Source organism: Maridesulfovibrio bastinii DSM 16055, from assembly GCF_000429985.1.
In the GTDB taxonomy this organism is placed as follows: domain Bacteria; phylum Desulfobacterota; class Desulfovibrionia; order Desulfovibrionales; family Desulfovibrionaceae; genus Maridesulfovibrio; species Maridesulfovibrio bastinii.
Genome location: NZ_AUCX01000010.1, coordinates 1 through 20,527 on the forward strand (window position 1 = coordinate 1; position 20,527 = coordinate 20,527).

At 44.9% G+C, this 20,527-nt stretch carries 16 protein-coding genes; 15 read left to right on the forward strand and 1 reads right to left on the reverse strand.

Annotation, left to right across the window (positions count from 1 at the left end; all coding sequences use genetic code 11):
- Positions 1–465 precede the first annotated feature (465 nt).
- The 13 genes from G496_RS0105570 (at position 466) to G496_RS20460 (ending at position 17,233) form a co-directional block, all read left to right on the forward strand.
- Entirely contained in the window at positions 466–1,614 is a 1,149-nt protein-coding gene (locus tag G496_RS0105570; protein WP_027178413.1) for an iron-containing alcohol dehydrogenase, read from the forward strand.
- The gene (locus G496_RS0105575; RefSeq protein ID WP_027178414.1) at positions 1,614–2,816 is read left to right on the forward strand and encodes a two-component system sensor histidine kinase NtrB; all 1,203 of its coding nucleotides are present in this window, start codon (positions 1,614–1,616) and stop codon (positions 2,814–2,816) included. Before G496_RS0105570 ends, G496_RS0105575 begins: the two co-directional genes overlap by 1 nt.
- On the forward strand, positions 2,806–4,146 hold the full coding sequence (locus G496_RS0105580) for a sigma-54-dependent transcriptional regulator (RefSeq protein ID WP_027178415.1): 1,341 nt from the start codon (positions 2,806–2,808) through the stop codon (positions 4,144–4,146). The genes G496_RS0105575 and G496_RS0105580 overlap by 11 nt, the downstream gene beginning before the upstream one ends.
- Before the next feature lie 1,174 nt (positions 4,147–5,320).
- The gene (locus tag G496_RS0105585; RefSeq protein ID WP_027178416.1) at positions 5,321–6,502 is read left to right on the forward strand and encodes an iron-containing alcohol dehydrogenase; all 1,182 of its coding nucleotides are present in this window, start codon (positions 5,321–5,323) and stop codon (positions 6,500–6,502) included.
- Between the two features lie 263 nt (positions 6,503–6,765).
- Entirely contained in the window at positions 6,766–7,326 is a 561-nt protein-coding gene (locus G496_RS0105590) for a 4Fe-4S dicluster domain-containing protein (RefSeq protein ID WP_027178417.1), read from the forward strand.
- Entirely contained in the window at positions 7,323–8,222 is a 900-nt protein-coding gene (locus G496_RS0105595; RefSeq protein ID WP_027178418.1) for a CoB--CoM heterodisulfide reductase iron-sulfur subunit B family protein, read from the forward strand. Before G496_RS0105590 ends, G496_RS0105595 begins: the two co-directional genes overlap by 4 nt.
- An 18-nt stretch (positions 8,223–8,240) precedes the next feature.
- Positions 8,241–10,199 carry a CoB--CoM heterodisulfide reductase iron-sulfur subunit A family protein gene (locus tag G496_RS0105600; protein ID WP_027178419.1) on the forward strand — a complete coding sequence of 653 codons (1,959 nt, stop codon included), beginning with the start codon at positions 8,241–8,243 and terminating at the stop codon, positions 10,197–10,199.
- Complete coding sequence (locus G496_RS0105605; RefSeq protein ID WP_027178420.1) at positions 10,187–10,651, forward strand: hydrogenase iron-sulfur subunit; 465 nt, start codon at positions 10,187–10,189, stop codon at positions 10,649–10,651. The genes G496_RS0105600 and G496_RS0105605 overlap by 13 nt, the downstream gene beginning before the upstream one ends.
- A 28-nt stretch (positions 10,652–10,679) precedes the next feature.
- Positions 10,680–11,639 carry a 4Fe-4S dicluster domain-containing protein gene (locus G496_RS0105610; RefSeq protein WP_027178421.1) on the forward strand — a complete coding sequence of 320 codons (960 nt, stop codon included), beginning with the start codon at positions 10,680–10,682 and terminating at the stop codon, positions 11,637–11,639.
- Between the two features lies 1 nt (position 11,640).
- The gene (locus G496_RS0105615; RefSeq protein ID WP_027178422.1) at positions 11,641–12,717 is read left to right on the forward strand and encodes a 4Fe-4S dicluster domain-containing protein; all 1,077 of its coding nucleotides are present in this window, start codon (positions 11,641–11,643) and stop codon (positions 12,715–12,717) included.
- Positions 12,707–13,537, forward strand: coding sequence for an FAD/NAD(P)-binding protein (locus G496_RS0105620; RefSeq protein WP_027178423.1), 831 nt, complete (start codon positions 12,707–12,709; stop codon positions 13,535–13,537). Before G496_RS0105615 ends, G496_RS0105620 begins: the two co-directional genes overlap by 11 nt.
- Before the next feature lie 224 nt (positions 13,538–13,761).
- Positions 13,762–14,655: a hypothetical protein gene (locus G496_RS0105625; protein WP_156900599.1), complete on the forward strand. Its 894-nt coding sequence runs from the start codon at positions 13,762–13,764 to the stop codon at positions 14,653–14,655.
- Between the two features lie 232 nt (positions 14,656–14,887).
- Positions 14,888–17,233 carry a PAS domain-containing hybrid sensor histidine kinase/response regulator gene (locus tag G496_RS20460; protein WP_051294853.1) on the forward strand — a complete coding sequence of 782 codons (2,346 nt, stop codon included), beginning with the start codon at positions 14,888–14,890 and terminating at the stop codon, positions 17,231–17,233.
- 4 nt (positions 17,234–17,237) lie between these two features.
- Here G496_RS20460 and G496_RS0105635 read toward each other — a convergent pair whose 3' ends face one another.
- Positions 17,238–18,422, reverse strand: a complete 1,185-nt coding sequence (locus G496_RS0105635; RefSeq protein ID WP_027178425.1) for a BaiN/RdsA family NAD(P)/FAD-dependent oxidoreductase — start codon at positions 18,420–18,422, stop codon at positions 17,238–17,240.
- 236 nt (positions 18,423–18,658) lie between these two features.
- On the opposite strand from G496_RS0105635, the gene ychF reads away from it, so the two are divergent.
- Positions 18,659–19,759 (forward strand): redox-regulated ATPase YchF, encoded by a 1,101-nt coding sequence (ychF, locus tag G496_RS0105645; RefSeq protein ID WP_027178426.1) that lies wholly within the window; start codon positions 18,659–18,661, stop codon positions 19,757–19,759.
- A gap of 200 nt (positions 19,760–19,959) precedes the next feature.
- A complete protein-coding gene (locus G496_RS0105650; RefSeq protein WP_027178427.1) occupies positions 19,960–20,469 on the forward strand; it encodes a hypothetical protein in 510 nt (169 codons plus the stop codon).
- Positions 20,470–20,527 lie beyond the last annotated feature (58 nt).

Here is a 20,527-nt window from a genome sequence, read left to right on the forward strand (position 1 = left end):
CAGTCTGTTGGTGATAGCTTCAACATCAGCTGGAGTCGTCCAGCTCTCAACCATTCCATCTGCTCTAAGCAAGGCCACACTAAAACTACGTTTATGTACATCAATACCTACGAAAAAAAGTTGACTTTGAAAGCCTTCCACAAACCTACTAATTGATGATATTGTAAGTCTAGCCATGTCAGCCCTCCTTGTGAGTTTCGCTTTTACTGGTATTCTACCAGATTAAACCCGGGAGTGCTGGCATGGTATTTTTATTCAAGGGATAATGGGAAGTAGGTGTATAAAAATACATGATTATTTTTTAGAATTTCCGGCCTGATAGACTCTGGCCTGATATACCGCGACAGACCTACCACTCTCTAACGGATCAGCCTCCCTGAATATAAGGATTACGATTCGAAACAAGTGATACGCCGTCAACCTGAATGACATCATGATCAAACAAATTGATAAGGATATGCTGATATGGAAATAACCAAGTTCGCAATTCCCGAAATAATATTCGGCAGGGGAAGCATAAACTTTGTCGGGCAATGCGCCCTCAGACACGGGGCAAAAAAGGTTTTTCTGGTCAGCGACAACGGTCTTGAAGAGGCTGGATGGGTCCAGAGATTAATGGACATTTTAGAATCCGAGGGGATCAACTGGGTCTATTATATGGGAGTCACCCATAATCCCCGTGATTTTCAGGTCGAACAGGGTGCAGAATTCTATCTGAAAAACGGAGCGGATGTAATCGTTGCTCTAGGTGGCGGCAGTGTCATGGACACAGCAAAAGGAATTGCGGTTATTGCCAGCAATGGCGGAAAAGTCAGAGACTATGAAGGTGCAAATAAAATCGACCGTCCCCTTCCTCCGATGATCTTTATTCCTTCCACAGCCGGCAGCGGGTCGGATATTTCTCAATTCTGCATCATCTCAGACACCCAAAGACGGGTCAAAATGTCCATCATCAGCAGGACACTGGTACCTAATATATCCATTGTAGACCCTGATCTATTGCGCACAAAAAGTGAAAGGCTTATCATTCAATCATCCATTGATGCCTTGGCTCATGCGATAGAATCTTATGTTTCGCGCATCGCCTCGCCGTTCACAGAAACTCAGTCACTTAAAGCAATCGACCTAATTATGCGCAACCTGAAACCGGCTATAGAAACCCGCTCTCTGGAGTCACTGGAACAACTTTCCATTGCTTCCACTTCGGCTTCAATGGCCTTCAGCAACGCATCCCTCGGAATGGAACACGCCATAGCCCATTCACTTGGAGGAATGTTCGACATTGAACACGGAGTACTCCACCCCATTCTTCTCACCTCGGTGATGCGCACCAATCTGGATTATTGTGTTTCCAAAATGGCTGAAATTGGAAAAGTTATTTTAAACCGCAGGGAAAAAGATGATATGAGCACCGCTATCGCGGGGATTGAAAAACTTGAAGCATTTTTCGCATCACTCAATGTACCGGTTAAGTTAAGCCAGATTCTTGCTCCTGAAAGCAAGATGACACTCGGACAGGTCTGTAAAATGGCGGTTAATGACGCCTGCAACCTGACAAATCCTCTGGAAGCCACATGGCAGGATATGCTCAAAGCCTGTGAGGAGGCCTGGTAATGGCTCCTCTTACATCATTAAATGATCTTATCGGAATTAAACATTGCAAACTGGGTTTTTATCAGGATCTTCAGAGAAAGGTTGAAGAACTCAAATCCTCAAACGCCGAACTTGAAAACCAGCGTAAAGAGAATCAGGCAATACTCGATGCAATAACGGACCTTATGATTGTCCTATCAGAGGACCTCAAAATAAGATCAGTAAACCACGTTTTTAATGAATGGTACCCCGGGGTCAACCCCATAGGAAAACACTGTTATAAAATACTGCGCAACAGAGACTCCCAGTGCGAGGACTGCCCTGTTCTTGTAGCTATAGACAGAGATGAAATTGCCAAAGACACCTGCATATACAAGGTAGATGACAAATATCGCCATTTTGAACTTATTGCCTCGCCCTTAAAAACAGATGCCAGATTTAAACGGCATGTGCTGCTGTTCAAACGCGATGTCACCCTTGAAAAAGAATTTCAGGCCCAGTTCTATCAGGCCGAAAAAATGGCTACTGTCGGAACACTAGCAGCAGGAGTCGCCCACGAGATTAATAACCCGCTCACAGCTATAAACGGATTTGCCGAAGGTATAAAGCGCCGTCTTAAATATATTGAGGACAGCCTCGATGAAGAATTATACGACGACTTCTGCGAATACACAGACACGATAATAAGTGAATGTCTGCGCTGCCGGGATATAGTCAGAACACTGCTGACATTCAGTCGTCCGGTGTGCGCAAGCTTCACCAGACTGAATCTTAATAAATGTGTCAATGACACAATGATTATTTTAAAGCACCACATAAAAGACAGCTGCAAAATATCAGTCAAAGTAGTTCTGGATGAAGACCTCCCGGAAATTATGGGAGACGAGTCTCACCTGAAACAGGTTATAATAAATCTTCTGGTCAACGCGTTTGATGCCACAAAAGATGGTGGTTCCATATTAATCAGAACCTATTCTGACGAACACAATTGGGTCGGGCTGATTGTGGAAGATAACGGCTGCGGTATTCCAATTGAGTTGCAGGACAAACTGTTCGAACCCTTCTTCACAACGAAACCAGTAGGAAAAGGAATCGGAATCGGCCTTTCAACGTGTTATTCCATTGTAAAAAGCCACGGTGGTGAAATTGGAATGCATAGCGAAGAAGGTGCCGGATCCTCTTTCTGCGTGAGAATTCCCGGAGCTGATCAAGATGAAGAATGACAAATATCCCGTTCTGGTTGTAGACGATGAAGAGCCTATCAGGCGTCTTCTTAAAAAAGAGCTTGATTCACCTGAAAGAGAAATTTTTACCGCGGCCTCTGCTCAGCATGCCCGGGAAATGCTCAGGCAGAGATTATATGATGTAGTGGTTCTGGACTTAAGACTTCCGGATACTGAAAATCTGGATTTTCTTATTGAAGTGAGAGAAAGTCTTCCAAATACGGAAGTCGTAATGATCACCGGACAGGGAGATATCGACAGTGCTGTAGAAGCGATGAAGCTTGGAGCCTGCGATTTTATCCCCAAACCATTTAATCTTGACCGCATTGATCTGGTTGTGGAGAAAGCTCATCAGCGAGTCCGCCTTGCCAGAGAAAATCAGATTTTAAAGCACAGCTCAGGAAAAGAAAGCAGCCCGACTAAACTTGTCGGAAAATCCAAGGCCATAAAAAACATTCAGTTTCTTATTGATAAGGTAGCTCCCACCAATGTTCCGGTTCTCATTACTGGAGAATCAGGTGCCGGTAAGGATGTTGTGGCCCATGCAATACATGACCGCTCCACAAGATCCGGTAATCCCATAATCATCAAAAACTGCGCATCACTCCAGAAAGAACTCGCCCGCAGTGAGCTTTTCGGTCACGTCAAAGGTTCCTTCACAGGAGCAACCGAATCTCAGGAAGGACTTATGGCCTATGCCCATGAATCAACACTCTTCCTTGATGAAATTGGTGAACTCCCTCTGGAAGTTCAGGCTTCCCTGCTGAGAGTTCTTGAAACTCAGACTTACCGTAGAGTCGGTGAAAAGGATGAGCGCCGCGTTGATATCAGATTCTTATTTGCTACCAACCGTAATCTGGCGGAAGAAGTTGAAGCCGGACGATTCCATGAAGCACTCTATCATCGTATAAATGTTTTCAATATTTCTATCCCGGACTTGAGTGAACGCAAAGAAGACCTGCCTCTTCTGGTAGATTATTTTCTTGCAACACTCAGCCCTGAAGGACAGCCGCACAGAATTGTGGACAGTGCCATGAAATGCATCATGCGTTACGACTGGCCCGGTAACATTCGTGAACTGAGAAATGTTATCGAACGCAGCATGATATTAGCTGAAAACGGTATAATTACCGCTAACGCACTCCCCAGAGAGCTGGTGATGGCTTCAGAAAACTCAGAAGATGATATTTCTCTTGATTCCATAGAAAAGAAACATATTTTGAGAATGCTGGACTTCTTTGAAGGCAACAGGAGAAAAACTGCCGAGGCCTTAGGAATCAGCCGGAAAACATTATATCGTAAAATTAACAGATACGGCCTTGAGAGCTGACTAGAGCCGGTATAAAAAAAGATTAAATGCCATTATCCTCTGCATGGAGTGAATTTTGGCCTAGCCCCCATCAGAAAAGTCCATTCATCCACTGGATGGCAATTTCTTCTGATGGGGGCTTTTAATTTCTCTTCAAATGTTCACACTTAATCACATCATATTATCTTTAACGTAATATTTATTTTTTTTCAGTAGTACTAATTTTTTTACTCTTATTGAACTCAATTCAGCTACTTTCTAATATCCCTTTAACAGATTCAATAATTATTATCCTGAGCAGTATAACCCGTTAAATCTATGAAATAGTGTCATTAAAATAATATTCAATTTTTCCGTTAAACTTAATTTTTTTGTGCTGTTTTTCCGTTCTGCTTAATTTAAATCCTATTCATTTTTATCAATTATTCTGCTGAAAAATCTTTTTACTTATGATATCATTTTCATCATTTGCTTAAAATGATCTCCATTTTTCACTAAACTAATATAGGCTACTTTTTTTCTTCTGATCATAAGTTAATCATTTTAGCTCATTAGGCGGAAACCCTCTGTCACAGTACAAGTGAGCCTTCCCCAACGTAATAATTTTGTTATTAAAAATATTATTTTTAGGAATCTATTTTTAAATATTATTCAAAGTGTGTGAACTATTTATGATTAAATAACACAATTCCATTTAGTTCTATTTCGATATTGAGCCACAATGACAATAACGCCAAAGCACGACAGAAAAAAGAAGATTGTGACTTTATTCACAACACTCAACCCTGTAAACATGCGACTTTGTGAACATTTTAACAAACATATTTTAGCTCTCATTCTACATTTTTCTTCCCGAAATCACAGATTAAGGGGGCAAATTTTAGGGTCAAAATGTCCTTTTTAACAATTTTAGTGGGACATTTTATCCCATAACGCTTTTAACCCGCTATAGACATAAGTTTATATCTAAGATAGAAAAACTTCTGTGAACGTCTATACCAGCTCTTAAACCATGCAGAGACATAATGACTCCTATAGAACAATGTCTATACAAGGCTAAACCACTGGTATTATAAACTTTACACTTTTGGCCCGTAAATTGCCTATAGAAAAGTGTAAAACGCGGATTCTGGATTTACATTGTTAGGCAAAGGCAAGTCTTTTCAACTCTCAAAATTAAAGGATGGTTTTAAACATGGCAGTACAGGAACAAGTTTACGGCTATTTCATTCCTAGTGTTACTCTGATCGGAATTGGTGCACATAAAGAAATTCCTGCTAAAATCAGAGCTCTTGGTGGAACTAAGCCTCTGCTCGTTACTGATAAGGGTATCACCGGTGCCGGTCTTACCAAAATGATAACCGACCTGCTTGCTTCAGAAGGCATGGATGTTGTCGTATATGACGAGACCATCCCTAACCCTACTGATAAAAATGTTCACGCCGGTGTTGAAATTTATAAGAAAAACAACTGCGACAGCCTTATCACTCTCGGTGGCGGTAGCTCACATGACTGCGGTAAAGGTGTCGGCCTTGTTGTTGCAAACGGCGGAAAAATTCATGACTACGAAGGTGTAGACAAGTCTACTCAGCCTATGCCTCCTTACGTAGCTGTTAACACAACTGCAGGAACAGCATCTGAAATGACCCGTTTCTGCATCATCACCGATACCAGCCGTCACGTTAAAATGGCTATTGTTGACTGGCGCGTAACTCCCGGTATCGCACTTGATGACCCGTTGCTCATGGTTGGAATGCCTCCGGCACTTACCGCTGCAACCGGTATGGATGCTCTGACTCACTCTGTTGAAGCTTATGTATCTACAGCAGCTACTCCCATGACTGACTCTGCAGCTGAAAAATCAATCGAACTCATTGCCAAGTACCTGCGTCCCGCAGTTGCTAACGGAACAGATATCGAAGCTCGTGAAGCCATGTGTTTCGCACAGTACCTCGGTGGTATGGCATTCAACAACGCAAGCCTCGGTCATGTACACGCTATGGCTCACCAGCTTGGCGGTTTCTATGACCTGCCTCACGGCGAATGCAACGCTATTCTCCTGCCTCATGTAGAAAAAGTTAACCTTATCGCTAAGGTAGACCGTTTCGTAAAAATCGCTCAGCTCATGGGTGAAAATACTGAAGGTCTTTCTCCTATGGAAGCAGCCGAACTGGCTCTCACCGCTATCAAACGCCTCTCCGCAGACATCGGTATTCCTTCCGGTCTCGTAGAGCTTGGAAAACGTTATGGTAAGGAAGTTAAGGAAGAAGACATTCCTACCATGACCGCAAACGCTCAGAAAGATGCTTGTGCTCTTACCAACCCCAGACTCCTTAAAGATGCTGAAGTTGCTGCTATCTACAAGGGCGCTCTCTAAAAGAACTGCTCAGTTAATGAATGGAGCGTGGATTTATCCGCGCTCCATTTCACACCCCGCCGATTATATTTATAATAAATATCCCGTACTTGTGCATTTTGACATTAAGGTTGACACTGCCGTAAAGGCAGTTACAACAACATAGCAAAGGATGGGGCATTCCATTACTATTACCAACCATTGATGCAATTTGCCATTTTCTACACACCCGCAGTATCACCGGCATGGTGCATCCAATAAGCTGAAAGGCGGCTAACCAAAATATGGAAACAGTCAACATCACCACATCATGCGACCAGCAGTTTGTTGATCTGGTCGAGGAGGAAAGCGGTCAGACGCTTAACCTCTGTTATCAATGCGGTAACTGTACCGCCGGGTGTCCATACTCATTTGCGTATGACATTCCCGTAAGCCAAATCATGCGATTACTACAGCTAGGCCAGAAAGAAACAGTCCTTAAATCAAAATCTATCTGGCTTTGCGCTACATGCGAATCCTGTACGACACGCTGCCCTAACAACATTGACGTTGCACACATCATGGATGTCCTCAGGCACATTGCCCGCCGTGAAGGTTATGCTTCTGTCAAGACGGTTAAATCTTTCTGGGATTCTTTCCTTGATTCAGTTGAAAAACATGGAAGAGCCTTTGAGATGGGACTTCTGGTCAACTACATTCTTCGCACAGGCCGGGTCTGGACCGATCTCGATCTAGGACCGAAAATTCTGCCCAAGGGCAAACTTCATTTCAACCCGAATGATGTCCAGGGCAAAGAAGAGATTGCTAAAATCTTTGAACGTTTCAAGGAGGGTTCCGGCAAATGAGCGGCACCTTAAACTATGCATACTACCCCGGATGCTCCGGAACCGGAACTTCAATGGAATATGATATGTCCACAAGGGCTGTCTGTTCTGTTCTGGGAATCAAATTAAGCGATGTTCCCGACTGGAGTTGCTGCGGCTCCACTCCGGCTCACACCGTTGATCACACTCTGTCCTCAGCCCTTTCCGCCCGCAACCTATCACTGGTTGAGGATATGGGGATGGAAACTACCATCACACCTTGCCCCAGCTGTCTTACAAATCTTAAGACATCCGGCAAAAGGATGGAAAAAGAAGATTTCCGCGAGAAAGTAAACAAGCTTCTGGACAAACCGTATAATGGAACGGTTGCAACCAAGTCCGTGCTTCAGATTCTTGTGGAAGATCTAGGTGTTGAAGCCATCAGGGAAAAAGTTGTCAAACCTCTGGAAGGTCTGAAAGTAGCCGCATACTACGGCTGCATCATGAACCGTCCACCGGAAGTCATGGAATTTGACGATCCTGAACACCCAATGTCCATGGATAATATTATGGAAGCCCTCGGAGCGGATGTTGTCCCATTCCCGCTGAAGGTTGAATGTTGTGGTGCTTCTTTCGGTATTCCGCGCAAAGATCTCGTTATGAAACTTTCCGGTAAACTTCTGGATGCAGCTGAAGACATCGGTGCACAGGCAATAGTAACCGCATGTCCTCTGTGCCAGATGAACCTTGACCTGCGTCAGGGGCAGATAAACATGGCTACCGGATCACATCATAAGATACCGGTATTTTATTATACCCAGCTTATGGGCCTGGCCCTTGGCCTTACCGAAAAAGAAGTCGGTATGGGCAAACTCTGTGTCAGCCCCAAGGCTGTGCTCAAAGCCATCGGCAGGAAAGAAAAAACTTCCGCCAAATAAGCCAAGGAGAAGACTAAAGTGAGAATAGGAGTCTTTGTCTGTCACTGCGGAAGTAATATTGAAGGAACTGTCGACACAGCTAAAGTCGCCGAAACTTCAAAAGACTTTCCCGGAGTGGCATTCGCTACAGACACGATGTACGCCTGCTCCGAACCCGGGCAGGAAGGCATAATAAACGCTATCAAGGAACATGATCTTGACGGAGTTGTTGTAGCATCCTGTACGCCCAGAATGCACGAACCGACCTTCCGCAGGACTCTCGAAAGAGCAGGCCTGAACCGCTATCTTTTTGAGATGGCCAACATCAGAGAACATGTTTCATGGATCGGCCGTGACCGTGAGGCCAATACCAACAAGGCGATAGACCTTGTTCGTATGGCTGCGGCAAAACTTTTGAATGACCAGCCTCTGGAATCCAAACAGTTCAGCATCAACAAAAGGGTAATGATCATCGGTGGCGGAGTTGCCGGTATTCAGGCTGCCCTCGACTGTGCTGACGGAGGACTTGAGGTTGTTCTGGTTGAAAAAACAACCACAATCGGCGGAAAAATGGCCAAGCTGGATAAAACCTTCCCGACGGTTGACTGTTCCAGCTGTATCCTCGGGCCACGCATGGTTGATATAGCCCAGCATCCGAACATAACCCTTTACGCTGCTTCCGAAGTTGAAGAAGTCGGCGGATATGTCGGAAACTTCGATGTAAAGATCAAGAAGAAAGCTACTTATGTTAACTGGGATGCCTGCACAGGCTGCGGTCTCTGCACTGAAAAATGCCCCAGTAAAAAAGCTGATGATCCTTTCAACGAAGAGCTTGGCAAGACCACGGCCATCAACATTCCCTTCCCGCAGGCTATTCCTAAAAAAGCCGCAATCAATCCTGATTTCTGTATGAAAATACAGAAAGGCAAATGCGGAGTCTGTGCTAAAATCTGTCCTAGCAATGCGATAGATTATGAGCAGAAGGATGAATTTGTAACCGAAAGTGTCGGTGCTATCGTTGCTGCAACCGGTTTCGATCTTTTCGACTGGACAGTATACGGAGAATACGGCGGCGGTAAATACCCCGACGTTATCACCTCACTCCAATATGAAAGAATGCTTTCAGCTTCCGGACCTACCGGAGGACATGTTAAACGTCCTTCTGATGGTAAGGAACCTAAAAATGTGGTCTTCATCCAGTGTGTCGGTTCCAGAGATAAATCTGTAGGCCGCCCCTACTGTTCAGGTTTCTGCTGCATGTATACTGCAAAGCAGGCTATCCTGACCAAGGATCATATCCCCGATTCACAATCATACGTCTTTTACATGGATATCCGTTCACCGGGAAAAATGTACGACGAATTCACCCGCCGCGCGCAGGAAGAATACGGAGCACGTTATGTCCGCGGAAGGGTCTCCATGGTCTACCCTAAAGGCGAGAACCTCATGGTCCGCGGCGCAGACACCCTTATGGGCGGTCAGGTCGAAGTTGAAGCGGATCTGGTTGTTCTTGCTGTCGGAGCCGAAGCAGCCAAAGGCGCTTCAGGTCTGGCTGAAAAACTGCGTATCTCCTACGATTCATACGGTTTCTACATGGAAGGGCACCCCAAACTCAAACCGGTTGAAACAAACACCGCAGGTGTTTATCTGGCCGGTTCATGTCAGGGTCCCAAGGATATCCCTTCATCTGTTGCTCAGGGCAGTGCCGCAGCAGCAAAAGTTCTCGGATTGTTTTCCAAGGACCAGCTTGCAAGTGACCCGCAGATTTCTCAGGTCAACATCAAGCGCTGCATCGGTTGCGGAAAGTGTATATCCACCTGTCCCTTCGGAGCCATCAAGGAAATTGACTTCCGCGGCATGAAGAAGGCTGAAGTAATTGAAACAGTTTGTCAGGGCTGTGGAATCTGTACCTCCACCTGTCCTCAGGGAGCCATTCAGCTCCAGCACTTTACTGACAACCAGATTCTCGCGGAGGTTAACGCAGTATGCCGGTTCTAGAGGGTAAAGAACTCAGAATTGTCGGATTTCTATGCAACTGGTGCTCATACGGCGGAGCCGACACCGCCGGAGTGGGACGTTTTACTCAGCCCACTGACCTGCGCATTGTCAGGGTTCCATGTTCCGGCCGTATAGACCCCATGTTTATTGTAAAGGCTCTGCTTAACGGAGCTGACGGGGTTCTGGTTTCCGGCTGTCACCCCAGAGACTGCCACTATGCCGAGGGCAACTTTTACGCCCGCCGCAGACTGGAAGTCCTCAAACGTTTCCTGCCTTTCATCGGTATTGAGCCGGGACGTTTTGAGTATACCTGGGTTTCGGCTTCTGAAGGCCAGCGCTGGCAACAGGTTGTAACCGGCTTTACCGAGCAGATTCACAAGCTCGGACCGGCTCCTAAAATTGAAGGTGCCGATGCCGAAGCAACCCTCAAACTTCTGGAAGCCGCTCTTTAATTAAAGGGCAGTATATAAGGAGGAACGGGTGAAAAACCTTGAAGAATTAAAATCAGCTATTAAAAAAGCACTGCCTGATCTTGATCTGGTCATGGGCTGGACCGACAGTTACGATCCACTCCATGCCACACCTCATTTCATGCGCAGTGATGAAGATATTGATAAACTGAGAGTTGACGCTTTAAGCGTTAACAACCTTGCGACTTACCTGCCTTCACTTAAAGGCAAAAAGGTCGGAATAATAGTTAAAGGATGTGACAGCCGTTCAGTTGTGGAACTGCTGCAGGAAAACCTGATCAACCGTGATGAAGTTAAAATCTTCGGCTTCGGTTGCGAAGGTGTAGTTGATCAGACCAAAATCCGCAGAGCCGCAGGAGATGTCAGAAATGTTGAATCCTGTGAAATCTCAGGATCTGAAGTCACTCTGAAAACCGGAGGCAGTGAACACAAGCTGGCTCTGAAAGATGTGCTGGCTGATAAATGTCTCACCTGCCGCTATCCCAATGCAGTTTTAAGCGATGAGTTCATCGGCCCCGAACTGGAAGCCAAAGCTGAATTCTCGGAAGGTTATACAGACATAGAGGAATTCGAAAAACTTTCCACTAACGAAAAGTTTACCTTCTGGCTTGGCGAAATGGACCGCTGCATACGCTGCTACGCCTGCAGAAACGCATGCCCCATGTGCGTCTGTCGCGACCACTGTGTTGCACAGAGCCGCGAACCGCACTGGCTGACTCAGGAAGACCATGTGCGTGAAAAGCTGATGTTCCAGATAGTTCACGCATACCACCTCGCCGGACGCTGCACCGAATGCGGAGAGTGTCAGCGGGCCTGCCCTGTGGATATCCCCATCCTTATGCTCAAGAAAAAACTTAATAAGGAAATCAAGGCTGTCTTCGACTACGAGGCCGGAGTAGACTCGGAAGCCACTCCGCCCCTGCTCACCTTTAAAGGGGAAGAGCAGAAGATAAAAGAGAAGGACTGGTAATATGGCTCAGATCAAGTTTATAAAAGCTGACGATGTTTCGGCATGGCTGGATGAACTGGCTGCCGAGCATAAGGTTCTGGCCCCCCGCTACGAAGGTGATGCCCTTGTTTTCCGTTCCTTTGATAAGGAGAAGGAAATCTGTCTGGACCGTCAGGCCACAGCTTCCCCTAAAAAATCTGTCTTCCCTCAGAGTGAAGAACTGGTAAAATTCACTTACACCAAAGACCCTGAAGACCCTTCAAAAGTTCTTGTGGAAGCACAGGAAATGATACCGGAAGGAACTACGGTTGTTTTTGGTGGACGACCCTGCGACGCCCGCGGATTCACCATGTTCGACAGGGTTTACCTCGAAGGTAAAAAGAAAGACATCTATTATAAAACCAGAAGAGAGAACACATGCTTCATAACTCTTGCCTGTGAAAAGGCAGAGGGAACATGTTTCTGTAACTGGGTCGGAAGCGGCCCGGCCGATACAACCGGATCAGATGTGCTGATGACTCCTGTTTCCGGCGGCTATCTTCTGCAGAGTGTTTCTGAAAAAGGTGAAAAACTGCTTTCTTCAGCTCTGCTTTCAGACGGAGCAGGAAAAGAGAAAGAAGCCGAGAAATTCCATGAAGAGGCTGAAAAGACTCTGAGTGAAGCACCGGACCTGACTATTGCACCGGAAAAACTCCTTGAAGTCTTCAATAATATGGACTTCTGGGACGAGGTCTCTTCCAAGTGTCTAAGCTGTGGAGCTTGTACCTATCTCTGCCCGACCTGTTACTGCTTCAACATTACAGATGAAGAATACGGTAATCAGGGCGCACGCATAAGGAGCTGGGACAACTGCATGTCAGCCATGTTCACCATGGAGGCCAGCGGTCACAATCCGCGTCCGACAAAAGCACACCGGCTGAAAAACCGTGTCGGTCATAAGTTCAGCTATTATCCGGACCTCCATGACGGAGTCATCTCCTGCTGCGGTTGCGGCCGTTGCATCAAGAGTTGTCCGGCATGCGTTGATATCCGTGAAATAGTCATGAAGGCTGTCAACTATGAGCCTGCCGCAGTCAAGGAGGGCGCAGATGACAAATAATCCGTATCTTCCGGAAATGGCCACCATTCAGGAAGTCATTGAAGAAACGCCCAACATCAAGACTTTCAGGGTTACCTTAAACAATCCTGAAGCCATGAAAAACTTTACTTTCGAACCGGGACAGGTCGGTCAGCTTTCCTCTTTCGGAACAGGTGAAGCGACATTTGTTATCAACTCTACCCCGACAAGAATGGAGTATCTCCAGTTCAGTGTCATGCGCACCGGTGAAGTTACCGGAAAGCTGCACAGACTTCGTCAGGGAGACCAGATCGGAGTAAGAGCTCCTCTTGGAAACCATTTTGATTATGAGTCCATGAAAGGCAAAGACATCGTCTTTGTCGGTGGCGGAATCGGAATGGCTCCTCTGCGCACCCTGCTTCTGTTCATGCTGGACAACCGCAAAGACTATGGAAAGATCACCCTGCTTTACGGAGCAAGATCTCCCAAAGATATGGCTTTCAGCTATGAACTTCCTGACTGGCTTGAACGTGATGATCTCGATACCTACCTGACAATCGACTCGGAATATGAAGGATGGGAACACACTGTAGGTTTAATACCTAATGTGTTACTTGATATAGCTCCTTCTCCGAAAAACTGTGTGGCCATAACTTGCGGACCTCCGATAATGATCAAGTTCACTCTTCAGGCTCTTGATAAGCTCGGATTCAGCGACGAACAGATAGTGACCACTCTTGAAAAAAGAATGAAATGCGGCGTAGGCATCTGCGGACGCTGCAACATTGGAACAAGTTACGTCTGCATGGACGGACCTGTATATACTTATGCGCAGCTTAAAAAGCTGCCCAACGAACTGTAGGCAACCCCTTAGCCCTTTTTCTATGCTGTCGGCACCGATCCTGCTGGCAGCATAGAAAAAGAGAAACCTCAACCCTTCCGAAAGACGTCATCGGAAGTTGTGATCAAGGATGTAATGTGAATAGAGCCAGCTTTTTAGCAAGGCTGCATCATCGTTTTCACCCTAAATAGACTGAATTACCCCAAGCATCTTTCTACTTTGCACTGGGAGCAGTCCACTTCAGGATGAATTCAACCCGAAAGCCAGCAAGAGAGATGATTATGTTTCACGCCGCCAATTCTTTTCAGGACGACTTTGATCCCCTAAGCGGATCAGGTTCATCGTATTTCAGCAGTCCTGCCTACGGTTCTTCCGGGGCGGTTTCTCCTGACAAAATCAGTACACCGGCTATTCTGCTGTGTTCAGACCTTTTTCCTGCTTATCTGGCACGCCGTAGACAGCGGGTGGAAAATGTCTCTGTGGAAATCCCTGTAAGCTCCAAAAAAATATATTTTTCAGGTGAGAAATTTGACCAGCGCGATCTGGATATTCTGCTTTTCTGCATATCCAGTGCTCTTGGCGGGACATCAAAGTCCGATATCGGAACAATAATAGATTTAAATCTTGCACTTGCCGCCATAGGCAAACAACCGAGCTACGCCGCCAGAGGGCGCATAAAAAGCAGCCTCTACAGACTTGAACAGGGTTTGATACGCATAAGCGATGACCGGTGCTCATGCACCATGCGACTGATCAACAGCATTTTTGAAGACACCCAGACAAGACGTTGTCATGTTGAAATAAATGAAGATATTTTAGCATCATTTCGTTCCTGCATCGGACCGCTGCCATTTATTAAAGAGCGACTCGGTCTTGGGGATCAGGCTCTTGCCAAATGGATGCACGGCATGTCCTGGCTTAACGGCGGGTATTACCTCATCAGCATCAGAACTCTTTTTAAGCTCTGCGGATCAAGAGCACGCAGCATCAGATCATTTTATCAGGAAGCAACAGAAGCACTCAGTCTCTTAAAGGAGATGGGGGTTATATGCGGATGGGAGCGCAACCCAGATGGCAGAATAATCGTCCGGGGCAGGGATAGCTGCAAAAATGACAAACAGTGCCGGATATACGTTTAAAAAAATACACATTACAAATAGATATCCATTTTTGCCCCTCAAGTTTCTAAGTTGAGCTTTATGGTATTTTAAATCCACCTTTGTTATTCAGAGGTGGATTTTATTTTGATAAGGAGTTGATCATTCTTTAAAATCTTATTTTTACAAAATAATATTTTATTTTTTGAAATAAAAATAAATTTGATATAACATAGTGAATACATACTACCCATTTTTATCATCGTGAGATCAAATGGCTGAGAATAAAATAGAAAATAAAATGGATTCGCCTTCCGCACTGTCTGAAAATATTTTTGAAAATATTTTCAAAAGAAATAGTACTGCCCTGGCAGTAACTGACAACTTCGGAAAAATTCTTTCAGTCAGCAACAAATTCAAAAAAATATTTCCTGATATTTCTGTCGGACACAATATTGCGGAAAAAATATCTGCAATAAGATTCAACAAGCAGAGCTTGGAGCAAACATTTATAGCTGTTAATGGTAACAGTCCTGACACTATAACAAAACTGAAAACAGCTACAGATGAAATTGTATCGGTCAGAGTCGGCTATGCTGCCCCGCATGCTGTCCAAGAAGAGACAGAGTACCTGATTTTTTCTTTTCAGCCTCTGGACAACAGCCTGCATGATCTCCACAAAAAACTAAAACATACAAAGTCCATACTTGAAATAACTCAGCAGGCAGCTCTGGTTGGATATTGGGAGATAGACGCTGTCAGGAATGAAGTAACACTGTCAAAAGGACTTTTCGATCTTACAGGACTCCCCGAAGATAAAAGAGTGACCTTACGCAACGCTCTTAAAATATTCGATTTTGAATCAAGGACCGCACTGATTAACTCTTTCCGGCTGGCCTTTGAGCATCAAAAATATTTTTTCAAGCTCGACATGAGTTTAAAACCCGTAAATGGACAGAAAAGATGGGGAACCATCAACTGTTATTCTGAAAAAACCAACTCACTTAAGACATCAATATACGGTACTTTTCAGGATATAACAGAAACCAAATCAAACGAACGCAGCCTTAAACATTCCTACCAGCTTCTTGATACTATTCTGAACAGTATTGATGCCAACATATTTGTTTTTGACCTTGAGACACACGATGTCCTTTTTTCCAATAAGCTGAAAGGACATAATTCTTATACCCCGCACAAAAAAGAAAAATGCTGGAAAGCCATACACGGCAGAGACGGCCGCTGCCCGACCTGTCCTGAACCTGAGCTGCTGGATTCCAAGGGCAATCCTTCGGGACTTTTTATAAGAGAATATACGGACAAAAAAACAGGGCGTACCTATCTTTGCCATGACCGGGCTGTAAAATGGATTTCAGATAAAATGGCCCATTTAATTGTGGCTCTTGATATTACTGACAGAAAAAAACTTGAAGAAGATATCAATATGGCCATGGCCGAATCAGAAGCTGCCAACCGTTCCAAAGGTGAATTTCTTGCCAATATGAGCCACGAAATAAGAACACCTTTAAACGGTATTTTTGGAATGCTTGAGCTTCTGAAAACAACCAGATTGAACAGTGAACAGGAAGAATACATTGCCACGGCGAATGAATCAGGTAAGAGCCTGCTCACTGTTATTAACGACATTCTCGATTTTTCCAAAATGGAAGCCGGGAAAATGAGTCTTATAGAACATGAATTCAATCTGGAGCAGTGCATCAGCTCACTTCTTAAAAGTTTTACGATGCAGGTACGGAATAAAAAGATTCAGCTGGATTATGAATTTGATAAAGAAACACCGATCTGTCTCATAGGTGATGAGTCCCGAATAAGGCAGATTCTATTCAACCTTGTCGGCAATGCTGTTAAATTCACCAGTGAAGGCCGGGTTCATGTAAAAATACATCATGAAATTATTCCGGATAGACCTGAAATATTCCGCTTTATCTTTGCTATTTCAGATACCGGAATAGGTATTGCGCCAGATAAACAAAAAATAATTTTCCAATCATTTACCCAGATTGACGGTTCACATACTCGAAAATTTAAAGGGACAGGGCTTGGTCTTGCAATAGTTCAAAGACTTACAGCTCTTCTTGGCGGCAATGTCTCTGTTGAAAGCGAAGAAGGGACAGGCTCAACATTCACCTTTTCCATCGTCTCAAAAGTACAGAGTGACCATTTCGCCTGCAGATCGCAAAATGAGGAAAAGCCTGAACTCCTACCGGACCTTGGCCAGCTTTCAGTGCTGCTGGTTGAGGATGAACGCATAAACAGTCTTTCAACTAAAAAGATACTCGAAAAACGAGGTCATAGCGTGACAACTGCGGAAAACGGGGCAATTGCTTTAGAGCTTCTTGAAAAATCAACATTTGACTGCATCCTTATGGATGTACAGATGCCGGTCATGGATGGTCTTGAAGCGACACGAAGGATCAGGTCACTGCCGGAGTACAAAATGAGCAGCAACACCCCCATTATTGCCATGACAGCCCATACCATGCGCGGTGACAAGGAAAAATTCTTGAAATCAGGTATGGACGGCTACGTTGCCAAGCCCATAGATTTTGAAAAACTGATCACCGAAATTTCAATAAATCTGAAAAAAGACAAAGACTGACAAACTAGACAAAATTTGAGGCCGCAAAACCGGATGACCATGCCCATTGCAGATTGTAACCGCCCAGCCACCCGGTAACGTCAAGAACCTCACCAATAAAGTAGAGTCCGGGGACCAGCTTTGATTCCATTGTCTTTGATGACACCTGATCAGTATCAACCCCGCCAAGAGTAACCTCAGCTTTTGAAAATCCTTCACTGCCTTCAGGTTTCAGCTTCCAGTGATGAATCTGCTCACTGATTTCCTGCTCTTTCTTTATTCCTAGCCTGTTAACCTGTTCCATCTGGCAATCTGCAAATAAATTTTCAGCCAGCTTTTTGGGAATATAACGCCCAAGATAATTTTTAAGGGCAACTTTGAGCGAGCGGTCTTTTTCAAACAGCGAATTCAGGTCCACACCCGGCATTAAATCCACTTCCAGCTCATCACCCCTGTTCCAGTAATTTGAAATCTGTAAAACAGCCGGCCCGGAAATACCTTTATGGGTAAAAAGCATATCGGATTTAAAACTTCTAGCACCGCAGCTTATAATTACAGGCATGGAATTGCCACTAAGTTCTCGGCATATCTTGCCGTTTCTTCCACCTATGCGCAGTGGGACAAGACCGGGACGCGTTTTAATAAGCCGGTGCCCGAATTGGCCGGCAATCTCATACCCCAGAGAACCGGCCCCGACCTGAGGATAGGCCGGTGACCCGAGAGCCACGACCAGCGACCGGCAGTGGTACTCAATATCTGAAAACACCACAGAGAATTTATTATCCTCAATATGTTCCACATTCTGTATTTTACCGTTCATAAGAATTTCAGCCCCGGCCCGGCCGCTGCGCTCCAGTAAAAGCCCGGCAACTCTTCCGGCTCCGGCTACAGTGAAAAGCTGTCCATCATCGCGCTCTTCATATTCTATTCCGGCAGATGAAACAAAATCTATAAAATCCCATTGCCCGTGTCGGGCCAGAGCAGACTTGCAGAAATGGGGATTTGAACAAATATAATTTTCATGGCTGACCTCTAAGTTGGTAAAGTTACATTTACCTCCCCCGGCAATGCGCACTTTCCGTGCGGCTTTCGGGCCATGATCAAGCACCAGTACACTGCGCCCTCTCAAGGCTGCATGCATTGCACAATATAATCCTGAAGCTCCGGCTCCCAGAATTATTACATCATAAAAATTGTTACTGTTGTTCATCCGCGGTTTGTAAGCGTATGAGCCATTGTAGTAAAGCTTTTTGCTTAAGGTGCAAAACTGGAGTAATCTGGACTTGCCTGCCGGTGAAATCACAGTTATTGATCATCTCGCTGACAGTGGTTCGTTAAATTTTCCGGTATTTTTCTTTCAGGTTTATTCAGCAGCAGCAAAAAATCGTAAGAAATCCGGCACAGTCTCATAAATATAAAGATATAATTCCTTCAGGAGTTTCCAATATGTCTCTCAGTATAGGTATAGTGGGTCTGCCCAACGTGGGTAAATCCACCCTTTTCAATGCCCTGACCAAGGCCCAGAATGCAGAAAGCGCCAACTATGCCTTCTGCACAATTGAACCGAACAAAGCCGTTGTCCCGGTTCCTGACAAACGCATAGAAAAACTTGCCGAGCTGGTTAACCCTGAGAAAATTCAGCATGCTACCGTTGACTTTATCGATATAGCCGGACTCGTAGCCGGAGCAAGCAAGGGTGAAGGACTGGGTAACAAATTTCTCGGCAATATCCGTGAAACTCAAGCAATTCTTCATGTTGTCCGTTGTTTTGATAACGATGATGTCATCCATGTTGCCAACTCGGTTGACCCTCTGCGTGACATAGAAATTATTGAAACCGAACTGCTTCTGGCTGACGTTCAGTCACTGGACACCCGTATTGAAAGAATGGGCAAACAGCTTAAGGGTGATAAAACCCTCGGCCCTAAACTTGAAATAGGTAAAAAGCTACTTGATCACCTCAACGAAGGTCATCCGGCCAACACATTTCCTGAAAAAGACCGTGATGAAGCCGTTGAACTTTTCAGGGAACTCCGTCTCATCACTGCAAAAAACATTATCTACTGCGCCAATGTTGATGAAAACGGTCTCGGTGAAGACAATGACTATGTGAAGCAGGTCAAAGCCCTCGCTGCTGAGCGCGGAGCTGAATTTGTTAAAATTTCAGCAAGAATGGAAGAAGACCTTATCGGTCTTGAAGATGAAGAGTATCAGGAATTTCTGGAATCATACGGTGTTAGTGAATCAGGTCTGGATCAGATTATCCGTACCGGTTTTCATACACTCGGTCTCATGAGCTACTTTACTGCTGGAGTGAAAGAGGTTCGCGCCTGGACTATTCACAAAGGAGACAAAGCGCCACAGGCCGCCGGGGTTATCCATACCGACTTTGAAAAAGGTTTTATCCGTGCAGAGATCGTCAGCTACGATAATTACGTGGAACATAAATCTGAAGCTGCCTGCCGCAGCGCCGGGGTTATGCGCTCCGAAGGCAAGGAATATGTTATGAATGACGGAGATGTCGTTCATTTCCTTTTTAATGTATAATCGGCACCTTTTTCAACACCATACACAATTTATGAGGCCGGAGTGGAATACGCTCCGGCCTTTTTATTTTCACACTCATAAGTTCAGTTGCATTTTTCTTTAATTATCCCCTTTACAGAGGTTCGCAAAAGAGACAAGTCTATCTTACGGACCCCGGTCAGAATGCCGGAGTTACTTCTTATGTTCATGGAGTTTTTGTAATGATTTACCTTGTAGGTGTTGATCCTGTATTTCAGTATGTCAATGAAGACAGCGAGGAGCATCCTGAAGAGCTGAGAGGATTGCTTATCAGCTTTTTGGGTGACAATGAAATCGACCTTATTGCCGAAGATTTCGATCAGGCTGATAAAGAAGATCTCGACTATACTGAGATAGTGGGTCAAACGGTTGCACTTGATCACAGCATTTCCCATCGTTTTATTTCACCTGATTCTTCGGAATGTGAAGAATACGATATTCAGGACTATGCAGATTTACTGAAAATCAAACAAATGTCAGGCTGGACAGAGCGGGAATTTGAAGATGCTGTTACCGACAGTAACGGCAGACGTGAAGAATTTCTTTTAGAAGCTCTGGAGCATGACTTGAATGAGGACAGCAGTGTTCTCATAATCTGCCAGAACATAAATGTTGAAGGACTGTGCGACCTTCTGGAAGATGAATCTTATGAATATGAAGTTATTGATGAAATGATGGCTGAAAGCCTCTAAATATAAAAGCCCGTCTGGTGGGAGATTCAGACGGGCTTTTTTTAAGTGCAAGGATATG